The 16202-nt window shown below is 74.2% G+C and carries 10 protein-coding genes and 1 pseudogene; 5 read left to right on the forward strand and 6 right to left on the reverse strand.

Annotation, left to right across the window (positions count from 1 at the left end; all coding sequences use genetic code 11):
• Positions 1-663: 663 nt before the first annotated feature.
• Positions 664-1866 (forward strand): amino acid deaminase/aldolase, encoded by a 1203-nt coding sequence (locus tag V7E46_RS25970; RefSeq protein ID WP_333770666.1) that lies wholly within the window; start codon positions 664-666, stop codon positions 1864-1866.
• Between the two features lie 63 nt (positions 1867-1929).
• Here the strand turns inward: V7E46_RS25970 and V7E46_RS25975 are convergent, their stop codons facing one another.
• Positions 1930-2937 (reverse strand): DUF2510 domain-containing protein, encoded by a 1008-nt coding sequence (locus V7E46_RS25975; RefSeq protein WP_333770667.1) that lies wholly within the window; start codon positions 2935-2937, stop codon positions 1930-1932.
• 5 nt (positions 2938-2942) lie between these two features.
• Positions 2943-3869 (reverse strand): LysR family transcriptional regulator, encoded by a 927-nt coding sequence (locus tag V7E46_RS25980; protein ID WP_333770673.1) that lies wholly within the window; start codon positions 3867-3869, stop codon positions 2943-2945.
• Between the two features lie 266 nt (positions 3870-4135).
• Between V7E46_RS25980 and V7E46_RS25985 the strand changes: the two are divergent.
• Positions 4136-5059: pseudogene (locus tag V7E46_RS25985) on the forward strand (TDT family transporter); the annotation flags it as partial.
• 98 nt (positions 5060-5157) lie between these two features.
• On the opposite strand, the gene V7E46_RS25990 reads toward V7E46_RS25985, so the two are convergent.
• Positions 5158-5916: a helical backbone metal receptor gene (locus V7E46_RS25990; RefSeq protein ID WP_333770668.1), complete on the reverse strand. Its 759-nt coding sequence runs from the start codon at positions 5914-5916 to the stop codon at positions 5158-5160.
• Positions 5917-5994: 78 nt separating this feature from the next.
• Between V7E46_RS25990 and V7E46_RS25995 the strand changes: the two genes are divergently transcribed.
• The 3 genes from V7E46_RS25995 (at position 5995) to V7E46_RS26005 (ending at position 8690) form a co-directional block, all read left to right on the forward strand.
• A complete protein-coding gene (locus V7E46_RS25995; RefSeq protein WP_329182622.1) occupies positions 5995-6897 on the forward strand; it encodes a 5'-3' exonuclease in 903 nt (300 codons plus the stop codon).
• A 190-nt stretch (positions 6898-7087) separates the two neighbouring features.
• Positions 7088-7903, forward strand: a complete 816-nt coding sequence (locus V7E46_RS26000) for a polysaccharide deacetylase family protein (protein WP_333770669.1) — start codon at positions 7088-7090, stop codon at positions 7901-7903.
• Between the two features lie 100 nt (positions 7904-8003).
• Complete coding sequence (locus V7E46_RS26005) at positions 8004-8690, forward strand: FadR/GntR family transcriptional regulator (RefSeq protein WP_333770670.1); 687 nt, start codon at positions 8004-8006, stop codon at positions 8688-8690.
• Positions 8691-8884: 194 nt separating this feature from the next.
• Here V7E46_RS26005 and V7E46_RS26010 read toward each other — a convergent pair whose 3' ends face one another.
• The 3 genes from V7E46_RS26010 to V7E46_RS26020 form a co-directional block, all read right to left on the reverse strand.
• Positions 8885-13033 (reverse strand): carboxypeptidase regulatory-like domain-containing protein, encoded by a 4149-nt coding sequence (locus V7E46_RS26010; RefSeq protein WP_333770671.1) that lies wholly within the window; start codon positions 13031-13033, stop codon positions 8885-8887.
• A gap of 168 nt (positions 13034-13201) precedes the next feature.
• A complete protein-coding gene (locus V7E46_RS26015; RefSeq protein ID WP_329180557.1) occupies positions 13202-14185 on the reverse strand; it encodes a helix-turn-helix transcriptional regulator in 984 nt (327 codons plus the stop codon).
• 157 nt (positions 14186-14342) lie between these two features.
• Complete coding sequence (locus tag V7E46_RS26020; RefSeq protein WP_333770672.1) at positions 14343-16037, reverse strand: MFS transporter; 1695 nt, start codon at positions 16035-16037, stop codon at positions 14343-14345.
• Positions 16038-16202: the final 165 nt, after the last annotated feature.

Consider the following 16202-nt stretch of genomic DNA (forward strand, 5'->3'; position numbering starts at 1 on the left):
GGGCGACACAGTGCGTGCGGGCGGCGGGACCGACTGCGGGGGCGGCGCAGTGCGCGGCGGCGCGGCAGGAGCCTGGCTCTGCGGGGCCGGCCGGGCCGGCGTCGCGGAAAGGTGCGGCGGAGTGGCGGCGCTCCGTGGCGGCACAGTACGCGGCGCGGCGGGCGGCGGGGCAACAGGCGGGAACTGGGCCGGCGGCGACGCAGTATGTGACGGCGTGGCAGGAGGCGGCGGCGTGCGCGGGGGCGGCGGCGTGGTCGGCCGGGGCGGTACTTCGCCCGAGGCGGCACCCCGCGGGGTCCGCGTACCGCCCGCGCCGGGCCCGGGCACCTTCGGGGGCGGCTCGGCCTGGCGGTCGGGGTCGTCCGGGCCGGGCAGCCGGGTCGCCGGGTTGGGCGGCGGCGGTACGGGCCGGTGGCGCGGCGGCGGCGGGGTCGTACGGTCCTGGCCCGGCGGCTCCTGCTGGGACGTGCGCGGGTGGAGGGTGGGGAACGGAGACGCCGGTGGTTCTCCGCTGTCCACTCCGGTGCTCACCCTGCGCCCCCTCGTGACCTGTGCCTGCGCGGCTTGCGCGTCACTCTACGGGGTTGCTGGGGCCTACGGTTCCCGCGGGCCGCGCGCTCCGGGCCTACCGCTGAGTAGGTCGGGTCTGGCAAGCTGCCGGACATGTCAGAGCGCACAGCCGACCGCACCCGGTACGACCGGGCAACCGCCCACCTCGACGCCCCGGTGGCCGCCGTGGACCTGGCGGCCTTCGACGCCAACGCCGCCGACCTCGCACGGCGGGCCGGAGGCAAGCCGATCCGGGTGGCGACCAAGTCGGTGCGCTGCCGCGCGCTGCTGGAACGGGCCCTGGACCACGACGGTTTCGCCGGCCTGATGTCCTTCACGCTCGCCGAGTCGCTGTGGCTGGCCAGGGCCGGCTTCACCGACGTACTGCTGGCCTACCCCTCGGCGGACCGCACCGGATACGCGGAATTGGCCGCCGACCCCAAGCTGGCCGCCGCGGTCACCGTGATGGTGGACGACGTGGCGCAGCTCGACCTGATAGATGCGGCCCGCGGCGCGGGCACCGAGACGGTCAGGGTCTGCCTCGAACTCGACACCAGCCTGCGCAAGCTGGCGGGCCGGCTGCGGATCGGGGCGCTGCGCTCGTCGCTGCACGACCCCGAGCAGCTGGCGGCCCTGGCCCGTACGATCACCGCGCGGCCGGGCTTCCGGCTGGTGGGCATCATGGCCTACGAGGGGCATGTCGCCGGGGTCGGCGACTCGGTGCCGGGCCGCCCGGTCCGGTCGCTCGCGATACGGCTGATGCAGTCCGCGGCCCGCAAGGAGCTGGCGGCGCGCCGGGCGGAGGCGGTACGGGCGGTGCGGGCGGTCGAGCCGGGGCTCGAGTTCGTGAACGGCGGCGGCACCGGCAGTGTGCAGCACACCGCGGCGGAGGCCTCGGTCACCGAGATCGCGGCGGGCTCCGGCCTCTATGTGCCGCGGCTGTTCGACAACTACACGTCCTTCAGGGGCCGCCCGGCCGCGCTCTTCGCGCAGCCGGTGGTGCGCCGCCCCGGCGTCGGTGTGGTCACGGTGCTGGGCGGCGGCTATCCGGCGTCCGGCGCGCCGGGTCCCGACCGGCTGCCGGTGCCGTATCTGCCCGAGGGGCTGCGCTACGACCCGCAGGAGGGGCCCGGCGAGGTGCAGACCCCGCTGCTGGGGTCGGCCGCCGACGATCTGCTGATCGGCGACAAGGTGTGGTTCCGGCACGCGAAGGCCGGGGAGATGTGCGAACGGTTCGCCGAACTGCAGCTGATCGACGGCGACGAGGTGACGGCGGTGGTGCCGACCTACCGCGGCGAGGGCAAGACCTTCCTGTGAGCCCGGGCGGGGCCCGGGCTCGGCAGGCCTGCCCTTCGCCGCGGCGAGGGGCGGCGGCTGGGCTCAGACGCCGGTGCCCCCGGAGGAGCCGCCGCTGCCCTGGCTGGTGTCGGACTTGATGCCCTGGGTGATCTGGTCGATCACGTCGGGGCCCGGCGCCTTGCCGCCGATGTCGAAGCCGAAGCGGACCAGCACCAGTTGCTTGGTGGTCGGCGACGGGAAGACGAGCGACTCGACGTAGCCGCTGGTGCCGGACGCGGTGACGACCTTCCAGCGCACCAGGTAGCCCTGCTGTCCGGCGACGGTGACCGCGCCGGCCTTCACCTGCTGGTGCGTGGTGGTCGCGCCGTAGGTGTCCTTGTTGTAGGAGTCGGAGGCGTTCTTCGCGATGTCCTGCTTGGCGGCGTCCTCCGCCGTCTTGGCGGTGGTGCCGGCTCCGACCGCGGGCACGGCCGACACTCCGCCGAGCGAGCAGGTCCCGCCCGCGGTGCCGGGGCAGGGGTAGGGGCCGATCGACAGGCCCGCGCCGGTGGAGCTGGAGGAACCGGTCCAGCCGTCGAGCACCGGCAGGCTGATCTGGTCGTAGGCGTCGATGGCGGACTTGCCGTCGCCGCGCGGCGACTGGTCGCCGCCGCCGCTGCCGCCACCGGCGCTGTCACCGCCGCCGCTGCCGCCGTCGGAGGGCTGCGGCGCCGGTCCCGGCACCCTGCCGCCGGTGCTGGTGGGCGTCGGGGTGTTCTTCGCGTCGCTCTTGTCGTCGTCCTTGCCCAGGACGAGCACGCCGGCGACTATCGCGCCGATCAGGACGAGCGAGGCGACCAGGGCGATCACCACCGTCCCGGTGCGCTTTCCGCCGCCGGGGGCGCCCGTACCGTCCACCGGATAGCCGGGGTAACCCTGGTATTCCGGGGCGCCCGGGTAACCCGGGTAGGCCTGCGGGGCGGCTGCCGGGACCGGTGCGGTCCTGGTGTACTCCGTCCACGCGGAACCGTCCCACCAGCGTTCCATCGCCGGGCCGTTGCCTGTGTGCCCGGGTTCTGGATACCAGCCGGGCGGGGTCGTCGTCGTCACGGCGGTCACCCTATGGCCCCAGCCTGAGAATCCCGTAAGCGGGCGGCTCTCCGCTGCCCGCGCGGAGCCGGCTCGCGGGTCAGGCCGAGCAGGTCGCGGGCCGGTCCTGCCGGGCGGTGTCCCGCGGGCCACACCGCGCGCAGCGCCCTGCGCAGGTCGAGTCCCGCCACCGGGACCTCGACCAGCCGGCGGGCGGACAGTTCGTCGGCGACGGCGAGTTCGCTGAGCACGGCGGGTCCGGCGCCGCCGACGGCCGCCGACTTCACGGCGGTGGTGGAGGCCAGCTCTAGCAGCGGTACGGCCGGGCCGCCGTGCGCGGCCAGGCGCGCGTCCAGCACCTGCCGGGTGCCCGAGCCCTGCTCGCGCAGCAGCAGCGGGGTGGCGGCCAGTTCCGCGGCGGGCAGCGGCCTGCGGCGGGCCGCCCACGGGTGTCCCGCGGCGACCACGACCAGCAGCCGGTCGTGCCCGATCACGGCCGCGTCGAGGGTCGCGGGCACGTCCAGGCCCTCGACGAAGCCGAGGTCGGCCTGCCCGGCGGCGACCTGCCGGGCGACGACCACGGAATTGCCCGCGGCGAGCGACACCGCCGTGCCGGGGTGCCGCCCGTGCAGGGCGGTCAGCCACCCGGGCAGCAGATATTCGGCGACGGTCATGCTGGCCGCGACCCGCAGCCGGGAGTCCCGCTGCCCGCGCAGCGCCCGCGCGCCCGCGTCGAAGTCCTCCGCGGCCTCCAGCACCCGCCGCGCCCACTCGGTGACCAGCGCCCCCGACTCCGTCAGCGCCGACCCGCCGGTCGAGCGCCGTACCAGCGCCACTCCGAGCTGCCGCTCCAGGCCGCGCAACCGGCCGCTGGCGGCGGGCTGGCTGATGCCCAGCTCCCGCGCCGCCCGGCCCAGACTCCCCAGCCGCGCGACGACGACCAGCAGCTCCATCGCGCCGAGGTCCGGCACCCGGCGCGCCACGGGCCCGCCGTCCGGACCGGTGCGGTCCGCCGGCGCGGCTCGGCCTGCGGGGTCGTCGGGTTCTTCGTGCTCCGTGCCGGTCATAAGTCCAGCCTATGACCTGATAGCCGGATGAGTGCTACCGGCGGGTCGCGCACCCGCCGATCGTGGAGGCCATGGTCACTGCTGTCCCCGCCCGCCCGGCCGTACGCACCGGGGCTCTCCGGCACGTCGGGCCGAATTGGTACGCCGCTGTCATGGGCACGGCGATCGTGGCGAACGCCGGGGCGGGACTGCCCGGGCGCCCGGAGTGGCTGCGGCAGGTGTCCACCGGCATGTGGGCGCTTTCGGCCGCGCTGCTGGGGCTGGTGCTCGCGGCGCGGGCGGCGCACTGGGCCCGGCACCGGGACGAGGCGGTGCGGCAGCTGCTCGACCCCGCGGTCGCGCCCTTCTACGGCTGCCTGCCGATGGCGCTGCTCTCGGTGGGCGCGGGCACCCTGGCGCTGGGGCCGCGGGTGATCGGCGAGCGGGCCGCGGTGACCGCGGACGCGGCATTGTGGGCGCTGGGGGCGGCGAGCGGGCTGCTGGTCGCGGTGGCGGTGCCGTATCTGATGGTGACGCGGCGCCGGATCGGCGCGGCGGACGCCTCACCGGTGTGGCTGCTGCCGGTGGTGGCGCCGATGGTCGCCGCCGCGCTCGGCCCCGCCCTGGTGCCGCGGCTGCCCGCCGGCGACGGGCGGGCCCGCGAGGCGCTGCTGCTCGGCTGCTGCGCGATGTTCGGCCTGAGCCTGCTGGCCACGCTCATGGTGCTGCCGCTGGTGTGGAGGCGGCTGCTGCGGTACGGGCCGCTGCCGGTGGCGCTGGCGCCCGCGCTGTTCCTGGTGCTCGGGCCGCTCGGCCAGTCCACGACGGCGGCCGGCGCGTTCGCCGACATGGCGCCGTACGCGGTGGCGCCGCAATACGCGACGGCGTTGCGCGGCTTCGCCGTGTTCTACGGCGTGCCGGTCATGGGCTTCGCCCTGCTGTGGCTGGCGCTGGCGGCGGCCATGGTGACGAGGGCGGCCCGCCGCGGACTGCGCTTCTCGATGGCCTGGTGGGCCTTCACCTTCCCTGTCGGCACCTGCGCGACCGGCGCCTCGGCTGTGGCCCGGCACACCGGGCTCGACGCCGCGTCCTGGCTGGCGGCGGCTCTTTACGCCGTCCTGGTCGCCGCCTGGGCCACCGCCGCCGCGGGCACCCTGCGCGGCGTCCTGACCGGCGAACTCCCCGCCCCCGCCGCTCAGCCCGGGGTCGCCGCGGCCAGTGCGCCGGACAGGACCGTGGGCGCCGTCACGAGCGACGGCCCGTACCAGGTCAGATGGCGCCCGCTCAGCAGCGCCGCGGGCAGCCCGGGGAAGGCCTCGGGGCCGTCGCCGGCGGTGAAGCGGTAGGGCTCGTCGGGGAGCACGACCAGGTCGGGGCGGGCGGCCAGCAGGTCCGGCAGCGCGATACGGGGGTAGCGCTCGGCGTGGCCGGCGTGGAGATTGGCCACACCGAGCCGGCCGAGCAGGTCGCCCGCGAAGGTGTCGCGGCCCAGCACCATCCACGGTCGGCGCCAGATCGGTACGACCGCGCGCAGCGGTTCCGGACGTGCCGGCAGGCCGCGCCAGGCGGCCTCGGCCGCGTCGAGCCAGCCGGGGCGGGCGAGGCCGCAGCCCCCGGTGAGCATCCGGTCCAGCTCGGTGAACGCCTGCGGCAGCGAGCGCACTTCGGTGACCAGCACGGCCAGGCCCGCGGCGCGCAGCGCGTCGAGGTCGGCGGGGCGGTTCTCCTCCTCGTTGGCGACCACCAGGTCGGGTGCCAGCGCGGCGACGGCCGCCACGTCCGGATTCTTGGTGCCGCCGATCCGGGCGGCGTCCAGGTCCGCCGGGTGCGTGCACCAGTCGGTGGCCCCGACCAGCAGCCCGGGCTCGGTCGCGGCCACCGCCTCGGTGAGCGACGGCACGAGCGACACGACACGGCGTACGGCGCGGCCGCGCCCCCGGTTCAGGTGAGCCATCAGCCCACCGTACGGCCCGCTGTCGGTGCCGCGTGCGATGCTGGCGCCGTGACCGACCAGAACCCCGGCGGCAAGCTGCTGCTGCTCGACACGGCGAGCCTGTACTTCCGCGCGTATTTCGGCGTGCCCGAATCGGTGAAGGCGCCCGACGGCACCCCGGTCAACGCGGTGCGCGGGCTGCTGGACTTCATCACCCGGCTGGTCACCGACCACTCCCCCACCGGCCTTGTCGCCTGCATGGACGCGGACTGGCGGCCGCAGTGGCGGGTGGACCTCATCCCGTCGTACAAATCGCACCGCGTCGCCGAGGAGACCGAGGGCACGGAAGAGGTGCCCGACACGCTCTCGCCCCAGGTGCCGGTCATCGAGGCGGTGCTCGACGCGATCGGCATCGCACGGCTCGGGGTGCCCGGTTACGAGGCCGACGACGTCATCGGCACGCTGGCGGCTGCCGCCGCGGGGCCGGTCGCGATCGTCACCGGCGACCGCGACCTCTTCCAGCTGGTGGACGACGCGCGCGGGGTGCGGGTCCTCTACCCGCGCAAGGGCGTCGGGGACTGCGACGTGATCGACGAGGCCGCCATCGAGGAGAGGTACGGCGTACGGGCCGGCCAGTACGCCGATTTCGCCGCGTTGCGCGGGGACCCGAGCGATGGCCTTCCCGGCGTGAAGGGCATCGGCGAGAAGACCGCCGCGCAGTTGGTGACGGAGTACGGCGACCTCGCCGGGGTAAGGGCGGCGGCCGGCGACCCCTTCTCGCGCCTGACGCCCGCGCGGCGGCGCAACATCGTCGCCGCAGCGGACTATCTCGACGTCGCCCCGGAGGTCGTCGCCGTCGCGAAGGACGTCCCCCTCCCGGCCTTCACCCCGGACCTCCCGCGCACCCCGTCGGCGCCCGACACCCTCGACGCACTCGCCACCCGCTGGGGTCTGGGCGGCTCCCTCTCCCGCCTGGTCGCTGCGCTGGCGTCCGGGCGGTAAGCCACCCGCCCCTCCACCGCGGAGGGCACGCGCGTGCCGCTGGATGCGCCCACTCAAGGCACGGACCCCTTCGACTCCCGTGCTGCTCACCCGCTATACGCCTCATGTATAGCGGGTCTGTAGAGTGACCAGCCGCGCCTCGCGGCGCACAGCGTTCACACAGTCAGGTGCCGACCCCGGAGGATCCGCAATGCCAGAAAAGTCCCGTAAAGTCCGGCGGACCGCACTGACCGCCGTCCTCGCGGCGGCCGCTCTGGCTCTCTCGCTGACCGGCTGCGCGACCTATGACGCGCAGTCGCCGAAGAGCGCGCGTGAGGCCGCCTACAAGGCGGCCGGGCACGAGGACGGCAAGGCGGGCGCCGGGAGCAGGGGGGCGGCGCTGCCGGCCGGGGCGGTGGACTGCCGCAAGGCCAAGTGCATAGCCCTGACCTTCGACGCCGGGCCGAGCGAGAACACCCCCGCGCTGCTCAAGGTGCTGGCGGAGAAGAAGGTACGGGTGACCTTCTTCCTGCTCGGCCACAACCACGTCGACAAATACCCCGGCCTGGTGCGGCAGATGGGGCAGAACGGCAACGTGCTCGGCAACCACACCTGGACCCACCACCGGCTGACCGACCTCAAGCCGGCGCAGATCCGTACCGAGCTGGAGCACGTGGACACCGAGGTGGAGCGCCTGACCGGCAAGCGGCCCACCCTGATGCGACCGCCGCAGGGGCGTACCGACAAGAAGGTCTCCAAGGTGTGCAAGGAGCTGGGCCTCGCGCAGGTGCTGTGGAGCGACACCGCGAGCGACTACGCCACCACCGACTCGGCGCTGATACACAAGCGGATACTGAAGGACGCGAGCCGGGACGGCATCATCCTGCTGCACGACCTGTACAAGGGGACGGTGCCGGCCGTCCCCGGCATCATCGACGCACTGCGGGCGCAGGGCTACACCTTCGTGACGGTGCCGGAGCTGCTCGCGCCCGCCGAGCCTGAGCCGGGCAAGGTCTACCGGCCCTGACGCAACCGCACGGGCGGTGCGCGACGCCTCGCCGGGCCGGGCCGGGGCATCACGGGTAAAATGGCGGCGAGTCCTCAGACAACCTGAGAGGTGAGCCGTCATGCCGATCGGTTCACTGCGGCCCGGCCCGCTGGTCGAACAGGCCACGGAGCGCTTGCGCGAGCAGATCCTCGGCGGGCAGTGGGCGGTGGGCGCGAGACTGCCGGGCGAGGCCGCGCTCGCGGCGTCCCTGGGCGTCGGGCGGTCGACCGTGCGCGAGGCGGTACGGGCGCTCTCCGAGGCGGGCCTCGTCAAGTCCCGGCAGGGCGCCGGGGTCTTCGTGGTCGCCACCGAGCCGCACGAGGACTTCGGGGCCAGGCTGCGGCGGGCGGCTGTAGCCGAGGTCTACGAGGTGCGGGCCGTGCTTGAGGTCCAGGCGGCTCGGCTCGCCGCGGAGCGGCGTACCGAGGAGGACGTCGCGGCGCTGTATTCGGCGCTTGCCGCGCGGCGGCTGGCGGCGGGGCTGGACGACGCGGCCTTCGTGGACGCGGACATCGCGTTGCACGCGGCAGTGGTGGCAGCGGCCGGCAATCCGGTGCTCACGGACCTCTTCGCCGAGTTCGCGCCGGTGCTGCGGGAAGCGCTGATCGAGCTGGTCGACCTCCTCGGCCTGCGGGCCGCTGGTCCGGGCACGGGGGAGGCGGGGCATGCGGCGCTGGTCTCGGCGATTGCCTCCGGCGGGGCGGGGGAAGCGGCCGACGCGGTGGGCGCCGAGCTTGCTGCGACGCTGGCGCGTCTTCGGCCTTAGGGCCCGCGGAGGGCGCTTCGGTCCCCGGGGTGCGGCTCGGCGGGGGCTGGTCGCGCGGTTCCCCGCGCCCCCGGGTGAGTGCCGCCCGCGGTGACCTGCGCCGTGCCGGTGCACTGTGGCTCGTCGCGTCCCGGAGTGCCTTGCGGGGAAGGCCGGAGGGGCCGGACCGGGGGCCCGGTCCCTCCGGGGTGGGGCTAGTCCTTCAGGAGGGTGAAGTCGGCAGTGGTCGTCGCCCCCTTCGTGATGCGGATCGTCGTCGTCGTCGGCTGGAAGCCGTCCTTCGCGATGATCAGCTGCAACGGGTTGTTGCGGACGTCAAGCCAGAGCGCGTACGTGCCGTCCTTGGCGGTCTTGAGGGTGTAGTGGGTCGCCCACGTGTTGATCTGCACGGTCGCACCGCTCAGCGGCGTACCGCCGGAGGACACCGTGCCGGTGATCTTGCCCCACGTGGCCGGCGGCTTGACGGTGAGCGAGACGGCCACCGGAGTCAGCGGGTACGGCGTGTCGGAGCTGAGCGCGAGCGCGGCGGTGTACGTGCCGGGCTGGCTGATCTCCGGCGCCGACGCGTCGAGCGTGACGGTGACGGTCGTGCTGGCACCGGGCTGCAGGGTGACCGTGTCGGTGCTCTCGGTCAGCCAGCTGACGTCGGCGGTGTCGGACTGGTCGTAGCCGGGCAGGACTTCCGCGGTCTTCGCGGGGACCTGGCCGGCGAGTCCGCCGACGGCGTAGAAGCCGGTGGCGCCGCCGCCGCGGTAGAGCGACGCGGTGGCGTTGGGCAGCGCCGTCCACGTGTTGTCGTCGGGCTGGTAGGCCCAGGTCTGGTTGGTGAGTGCGGCGCCCGCGTTGATCGCGCCGCCCTTGACCAGGAGCAGGCCGTTGGCGGAGGTGTAGGCGGCGCCCCACGCGTCGGTGGGCTGGTCGGCGATCGGCGACCAGGCGTCGGCAGCCGGGTCGTAGACGTAGCCGTGGGTGATGCTGCCCGCGTCGGTGGTGCCGCCGGCGCAGTAGAGCTTGCCGCTGATGGCGCCGCAGGACTCCCAGGCGACGTCCTCGGGGTAGGAGGCGGCGGTGGACCAGGTGTTGGCGGCCGGGTCGTACGCGGTCACGTCCGTGGTGCCGCAGGCGCTGGCGGTGCAGCCGCCGACCGAGTAGAGCTTGCCGTTCAGTACCGCACTGGCGCCACCGGCGTAGGGCTTGGGTGAACTGGCCCCGGTGCTCCAGGTGTTGGCGGCGATGTCGTAGATCTCCAGCTTGGCGTCGGGGTTGCCGTTGGCGCCCCATCCGCCGGCCGCGTAGATCTTGCCGTTGATGACGCCGCGCGTGGGCGCCTCGCGGGTGTCGGCGGCGGCGGCGAGCTTGGTCCAGGCGCCGCTGTCCGCGCTGTACGCGTACAGGTCGCTGGTGTCGTCCGCCCCGTTGTAGCCGAACACCGAGTAGACGGTGCCCTGGTAGGCGACGGCCGCGTTGTCGCCGATCGCGGTCGGCAGGTCGGGCACCGGCTGCCAGGCGTCGCCCGCGGCGCTCTCCGCCGGGGTGGCGGCCTTGGAGGTCGCGCCGGCCTTCTTGCCGTGCGCGGCCAGCGACAGCGGCGAGTAGTGGCCCTTGACGAGGTTGAGCGGCGCGCCGGCCTTCGCGACGACGACGCCGCCCGGGGTCTCGCCCAGGGTCAGGGTGGCGGGGGCGTTGCCGGTGTTCTTGACCGTCAGGTTCTGGGACGTGCTCTTGCCCCAGGCGACGGTCTTGTCGATCGCGGCCGGCGTGACCTTGAGCCGCCCGGCCTTGAGGGTGAGGTCACGCCTGACGGTGCCGTCCGGCGGGATGTTGGCGGTGGCGGAGGCCGCGGTGTAGTGGGAGGCCGCCGCGCTCACCGGGTGCTTGCCGGTGAGGTGCGAGAAGGTCCAGTAGAAGCCGTCGCCCAGGTTCGGGTCGTCGGGGGTGGCGCTGGTGGTGGTGTGGTCCTCGGGGTGGTCGGTGCTGGTGACCGTGGCCCCGTTGACACCGGTCCTGGTGTTGCCGTCGGTGACCGTGCCGACCACCAGGCCGCCGGGCACAGCGTCGTAACTGCGCTTGCCGACGAAGACGTTGTCCAGCTGCCACCAGTAGGCCCAGCTGCCGGTGTAGTGGAAGCGCAGCCGTACGTCGCTCTTGCCCGCGTAGTCCGACAGCGGGATCTCGACGTGCGCGGGACCCGCGACCGATGTGGTGGTCTTCTTCCACACGTTGGCCCAGGTGGTGCCGCCGTCGGACGAGACGTCCACGGTGGCGGTGGAGTTGGAGAATTCCTTGTAGTCGGTGTCGAAGCTCAGCAGCGCGCCGGTGTTGGCGCTGAGGTCGTAGGACGGCGACAGCAGCGAGCTGTCCTGGTCCAGGTCCTGGCCGGCGTCGTCGCTGTCGACGATGGCGAAGCCGCCGCTGCCGCCGGTGCGGTTGCCCCGGCTGCCGGGGTCGTCGAAGGTCCAGCCGCCGGTGGTGCCCTCGGCGTTGGTGACGCTCCAGCCGGCCGGCGGGGCGGTGGTGGAGGTGAAGGGCTCGGTGGCGCCGTCCAGGTGTACCGCGTAGCCGGGTGCCCGGGTCGATGAACTGTCCACCGGAATGGCGATGTTGAGTGTCTTGTCGGCCGCGGCGACCTGCACGGCCTTGCTGACCGTCTGGTATCCGGGGTAGTTGGCCGCGATGTGCAGGGTGTAGGAGGCGTTCTGCGGCAGCGTCAGGGTGTACGCGCCGGTGGCGGGGTCGGTGAAGACCGGGCCGCCGGGGACGCCGTCCGCGGTGATCGACGCGTACAGCGGCCAGCCGTGGCCCGAACCGTCGTTGACCCGGCCGGAGACGGTCCTGGTGGGCACCGCGTCGAGGGCGAAGGACTCCGTGACGGTGGCGCCGTCGGCGAGGTCGACCCCGGCCGCGCTGCCGGAGGCGTAGCCGTACGCGGCGGCGGTCAGGTCGTAGCTGCCGGGCGGGACGTCCAGGCTGTAGGTGCCGTCGGCGCCGGTGGTGGCGCTGTGGTCACCGGCCTTGACGGTGGCGCCGGCGATCGGGGCGCCGGTGGCGTGGTCGGTGACCTTGCCGGTGAAGACGCCGTGCGGGCCGCTGGTGAAGGCGGCCAGGCCGTTGGGCGTGCCCAGGCCGGTCGGACCGTCCCAGCCGGGTCCCGCGGTGCACAGGGCGGCGGGGGTGCACGAGCCGTTGTCGCCTTCGGTCACGTCGTTGAGCGCACCGGGCTTGGCGTACGGGTAGGCGTTCGGGTACGTCCCGGCGCCGGGGGTGCCGGCCGACGCGTACACGCCCGCGATCAGCGGCGACGAGGCGCTGGTGCCGCCGTAGACCGCCCAGCCGTCGTTGCCGTAGGTCTGGTAGACCGCGACGCCGGTGGCAGGGTCGGCGACCGCCGCGACGTCGGCCTCGGCCCGCTTGCCGCACGCGGTGTCGGTCTGGAAGGCGGGCTTGGGCTCGTAGAGGGAGCAGCCGGAGCCCGGGCCGCCGTAGGCGTTGTTCCACACCGACTCGCTCCAGCCGCGGGCGGTGCCCGCGTCCCGGGTGAGCGCGGTGCCGCCGACGGCGGTGACGTACGGCGAGACGGCAGGGTAGCTGACGCCGTAGTCGTCGTCGCCGGTCGACGCGACGACCGCGACGCCCGGGTGGTTGTAGTACGGGTCCATGCTGGTGGCTTCCGACGGGTCCTCACCGCTGCCGGGAGTGCTGTCGTAGCCCGTGCCGTACGAGTTGGAGACGTACTTCGCGCCCAGTGCGACCGCCTGGTCCACCGAGGCGCCCAGGTCGTCGAAGAAGGCCGAGTCCGCCTCGACCAGCAGGATGTGCGCGTTGGGCGCGGCCGCCGAGACCATGTCGAGGTCGAGCGAGATCTCGCCGGACCAGTCGGGGTCGGGGTCGGGCAGGTCGCTGCCGCCGCGCTGGCTGACCTTGCTGAAGCAGCCGTTGGCGGTGGTGCACTCGGGCAGCCCGTACTGCTGGCGGTAGACCGCCAGGTCCGCCTCCGCGGTCGGGTCGTCGTAGGCGTCCACGACGGCCACCGTCTGGCCGGCGCCGCCGTCGGCCGGCAGGGCGTAGGCGCTCTGCAGGTCTGCGGCGCCGAAGCCCGCGGGGGTGGTCGCGTGGGGCAGGACCCCGGCCCTGGCCGGGATGTCGGTCCTGCGCAGCGCGAAGCAGGAGAACTCCCCCGGCTTGGCGTCGGCACACTGGCGTACGACGTCCGGACGCCCCGACGGCGCTGCGGCGGCCGGGGCGGCGGTGGGCAGTTGCAGACCGACGACGGCGAGGGCGGCCGACGCGAGGGACGCCACCACACCGGCGGTGCGGCGGCTGCGTCTGGGAACGGGTATGCGCAAGGGGTTCTCCCTGGGGGCAGTGGGACCGCGCCACGGCAGCAGCCGCCACATTGGTCACGGTCGATCAGACCGCTGGCGTATACCTGTGCCACACATGCACCAAGGATTCGTCAAACCATTGACGAATACCTGACACCGCGAGTCCCGCTGGGCGGAGTCGCCTTCCCGTCAACCGGACGGTCGGTGTGCGTTTCCGCCCGGATGCCCGCCCGGAAGGTCGTCGAGCCAGCCGCGCCGGGCCGCGTGCCACACCAGCTGGATGCGGTTGTCCACGCCCGCCTCGCGCTGCATCGCGGCGACATGCCGCTGCACGGTGCGCACCGCCACGCCGAGCGAGCGGGCCATCGCCGCGTCGGTGCTGCCGCTCACCAGCATCGCCAGCACCCGCGAGCGCAGGGCGCTGCGCGGCTGCTGGGCGTCGGCGCGGCGCACCAGCGGGACGCTGCCCGCCCACACCGCGTCGAACAGGGCGGTCAGGGTGTCCAGCAGCGGGCTCGGCAGGACCACCAGCATCACCGGGTCGGCGTCGTCCTCCGCGGCCGGCGGCAGCAGGGCGACCTCGCGGTCGGCTATGCCCAGGCGGGCCGGCAGCCGCCCCGCCACCCGGGCCGACGTCAGCGGGTCGCCCGGCGGCCCGAAGGCGCCGGCCGCTTCCAGCCCGGCCCGCTCGAACACCACCCGCCGCCGTACACCGCCGGGCACCGGTTCCCGCGGCGCCACCGCGGCGCCCGGTACGAACGAGGCGATCTCCTTCCGGGCCGAGGCCCGGAAGTCCTCCACCCTGCGCCGGATCGCGGACCGGCCCGCGACCACCTGCACCGCCTCGTCCGCGCGGTGGCCCTGGTGGACCCGCTGGTACTCGACGTCGAGCCGGTCGAGTAATTCCGAGCCGAGCCGGAGCTGTTCCTGCGCTCGCGACAGCAGCGGCCGGAATCCGGTGTGCGGCGGTACGGGATACCACCGCCCGTCGCTTCCCCTGCGGGCCAGGCCCCGCGCCGCCAGCTCTCCGCAGGCCGCCTGGCCCCGGTCCGGCGGCACGCCCAGCTGGCGGGCCAACTCCGCGGCGGCGACGCCCCTGGTGGACACCAGCAGCGCATACGCCCGGTCCGCGTCCGGGCTCAACCCCAGGGCCTCAAACGGACGTTCGGTCATGCCAGGGGACTGTAGCGCCTCCCGACCTGGCGTGCCCCGGCGTCAGGCAAGCCGTCGCACGGCACCGGCCGCGGCCCCGCCGGAGCGCGAGCAGCCGACGCGGATCCCCCGCGCCCCGGGCGAGCGAGCCGGCCGGGGCGCGGTGGATCGTACGCGGTCAGGCGAGCCCGGCGAGTTCGCGGTCCACCGCGGCCTGGTGGGCGGCGGCGTCCTCGCGGGCGCGCTTCGGGCTCCAGCGGCCGGCCATCAGGAAGACGAACGGCAGGAAGAGCACCTGGCCGCCGACGCAGATCCACCACCACGTACGCCACTGCCCCGGCCCGTCGTGCGCGGCCTTCTGCACCTTCGTGCCGTACTTCTGGAGCACCGCCAGCTGCGGCTGGGCCTTCTGCACGGTGGCCAGGTCGGCCGGGCCGACATCCTGCACCGCCCGGGCGGTGACGTCGGCGGGCGCCTTGCCCGGGGGGTACTTGCCGAGTTCGGCGAAGATGCCGGGGTGGGCGCCGACGATCGCGAGGGCGGGCGCCGCCTGCGTCTGGGCGGCGGTGACCTGCGGCCCGTGGTCGACCAGCGGCGTCACCGCGGTGACCAGCACCGGGATGAAGGCCGTGGAGACGGCCACCACGATCCGTATCGTCCAGCCCCACACCGCCAGTCCGGTCGCCGTCGCGGCCGGGTTGTGCTTCTCCACCGTCTCGGTGAAGCCGGCCATCCACGGGCCGTAGGCCACCCCGCTGAAGACGCCGATGCCGACGAAGAGCCAGGCGAAGGTGTAGTAGTCGGTGCCCGGGTGGGTGGCCCGGGTGGCGAAGGCCGCGGTCGTCACGATCGAGCCGACCGCACCGACGATCATGAACGGCTTGCGCACCTTGAGCCGGTCGGACAGCAGCCCGACCGCCACCAGCGCGATGGCGTTGGCGGCCCAGTACCAGTTCGCGACCGCGTTGGCCCGCTGCTCGCTGTAGCCGTACGTGGTGGCGAAGTAGACGACGAAGTTGCCGACGGCCGCGAAGTACAGCAGCAGGAAGAGGGCGATGGCCAGCCCCGAGCCGGCGATGTCGAGGCGCAGCATCTGCCGCCACTCGCCGCGCCTGGCGGGCCGCGGGTCGATGCCCTTGGCGCGCGCCTCGACCAGGGCGCGGTCCCGCAGCGTGACCATGATCTGGTCGCGCAGCCGGGGCGACAGCTCGCGCAGCGCGACGACCGCCACCACGAAGACCGCCAGGCCCGCGATGCCGGAGTAGCGCACCTCGTCCTGCCAGCTGGAGGTGTCCAGGGTCTGGCTGGTGACGGTGGTGACGACCAGGCTGCCGACGACCGGGCCCATCGTCCAGGCGCCCATCGCGGTGGCCCGGCCGAGCTGTGGCGAGAAGTCCCTGATCAGAGCGGGGGTGGCGACGAGGACGATGCCCTCGACGACGCTGACCAGCGCGAACAGCACCAGGTACGCGGCCTTGCCGCCGGCGTTCGGCAGTCCGAGGAAGACCAGCAGCGAGGCGATCAGCAGCCCGTACACCACCATGTTGGCGCGGCCCCAGCGGTCGGCGAGCCCGGCCGCGAGGGAGGCGAAGGCGCCGACCGCGTTGCCGATCACCGAGACCCACACGAAGTAGCGGTAGGTCATGTCGAAGTGGGTGATGATCGATGTGGCGACCGCGTACTGGACGTAGAGCATGTAGTAGAGCACGACCGTGGTGACCACGACGATGGCCAGGTACGCCATCCGGCGTCCGGTAGGCGGGTACGCGGCCAGGTCGCGGCGGTAGAGCCGCTGGAGCACGGTGCGGGCGTCGCCGCCCGGAGCTTGCGGCCCGGGTCTGTTGGCGTCGAAGGACGTCGGGGTGGCGGACATGCGGCTCTCCTCCTGCAGATGCGGGACGACCGGGTGGAGTGACGGAGTGTGGCCAGAGGCTAGTACCGACCAGTCGGTATGCCTAGGGGTCTGCACGAGGTCGTTCACACGGCCGCCGGGGGGGGGGGGGGGGGGGGGGGGGGGGGGGGGGGGGGGGGGGGGGGG

This window comes from Streptomyces sp. IBSBF 2435, from assembly GCF_036815005.1.
Taxonomy (GTDB): domain Bacteria; phylum Actinomycetota; class Actinomycetes; order Streptomycetales; family Streptomycetaceae; genus Actinacidiphila.

What these genes read in the sequence shown, in the direction of transcription:
- V7E46_RS25970 (WP_333770666.1), top strand. Translation starts at nt 664, where the DNA reads ATGTCAGAGCGCACAGCCGACCGCACCCGGTACGACCGGGCAACCGCC.
- V7E46_RS25980 (WP_333770673.1), bottom strand. Translation starts at nt 3,869, where the DNA reads ATGGAGCTGCTGGTCGTCGTCGCGCGGCTGGGGAGTCTGGGCCGGGCG.
- V7E46_RS25990 (WP_333770668.1), bottom strand. Translation starts at nt 5,916, where the DNA reads ATGGCTCACCTGAACCGGGGGCGCGGCCGCGCCGTACGCCGTGTCGTG.
- V7E46_RS26000 (WP_333770669.1), top strand. Translation starts at nt 7,088, where the DNA reads ATGCCAGAAAAGTCCCGTAAAGTCCGGCGGACCGCACTGACCGCCGTC.
- V7E46_RS26005 (WP_333770670.1), top strand. Translation starts at nt 8,004, where the DNA reads ATGCCGATCGGTTCACTGCGGCCCGGCCCGCTGGTCGAACAGGCCACG.
- V7E46_RS26015 (WP_329180557.1), bottom strand. Translation starts at nt 14,185, where the DNA reads ATGACCGAACGTCCGTTTGAGGCCCTGGGGTTGAGCCCGGACGCGGAC.
- V7E46_RS26020 (WP_333770672.1), bottom strand. Translation starts at nt 16,037, where the DNA reads ATGTCCGCCACCCCGACGTCCTTCGACGCCAACAGACCCGGGCCGCAA.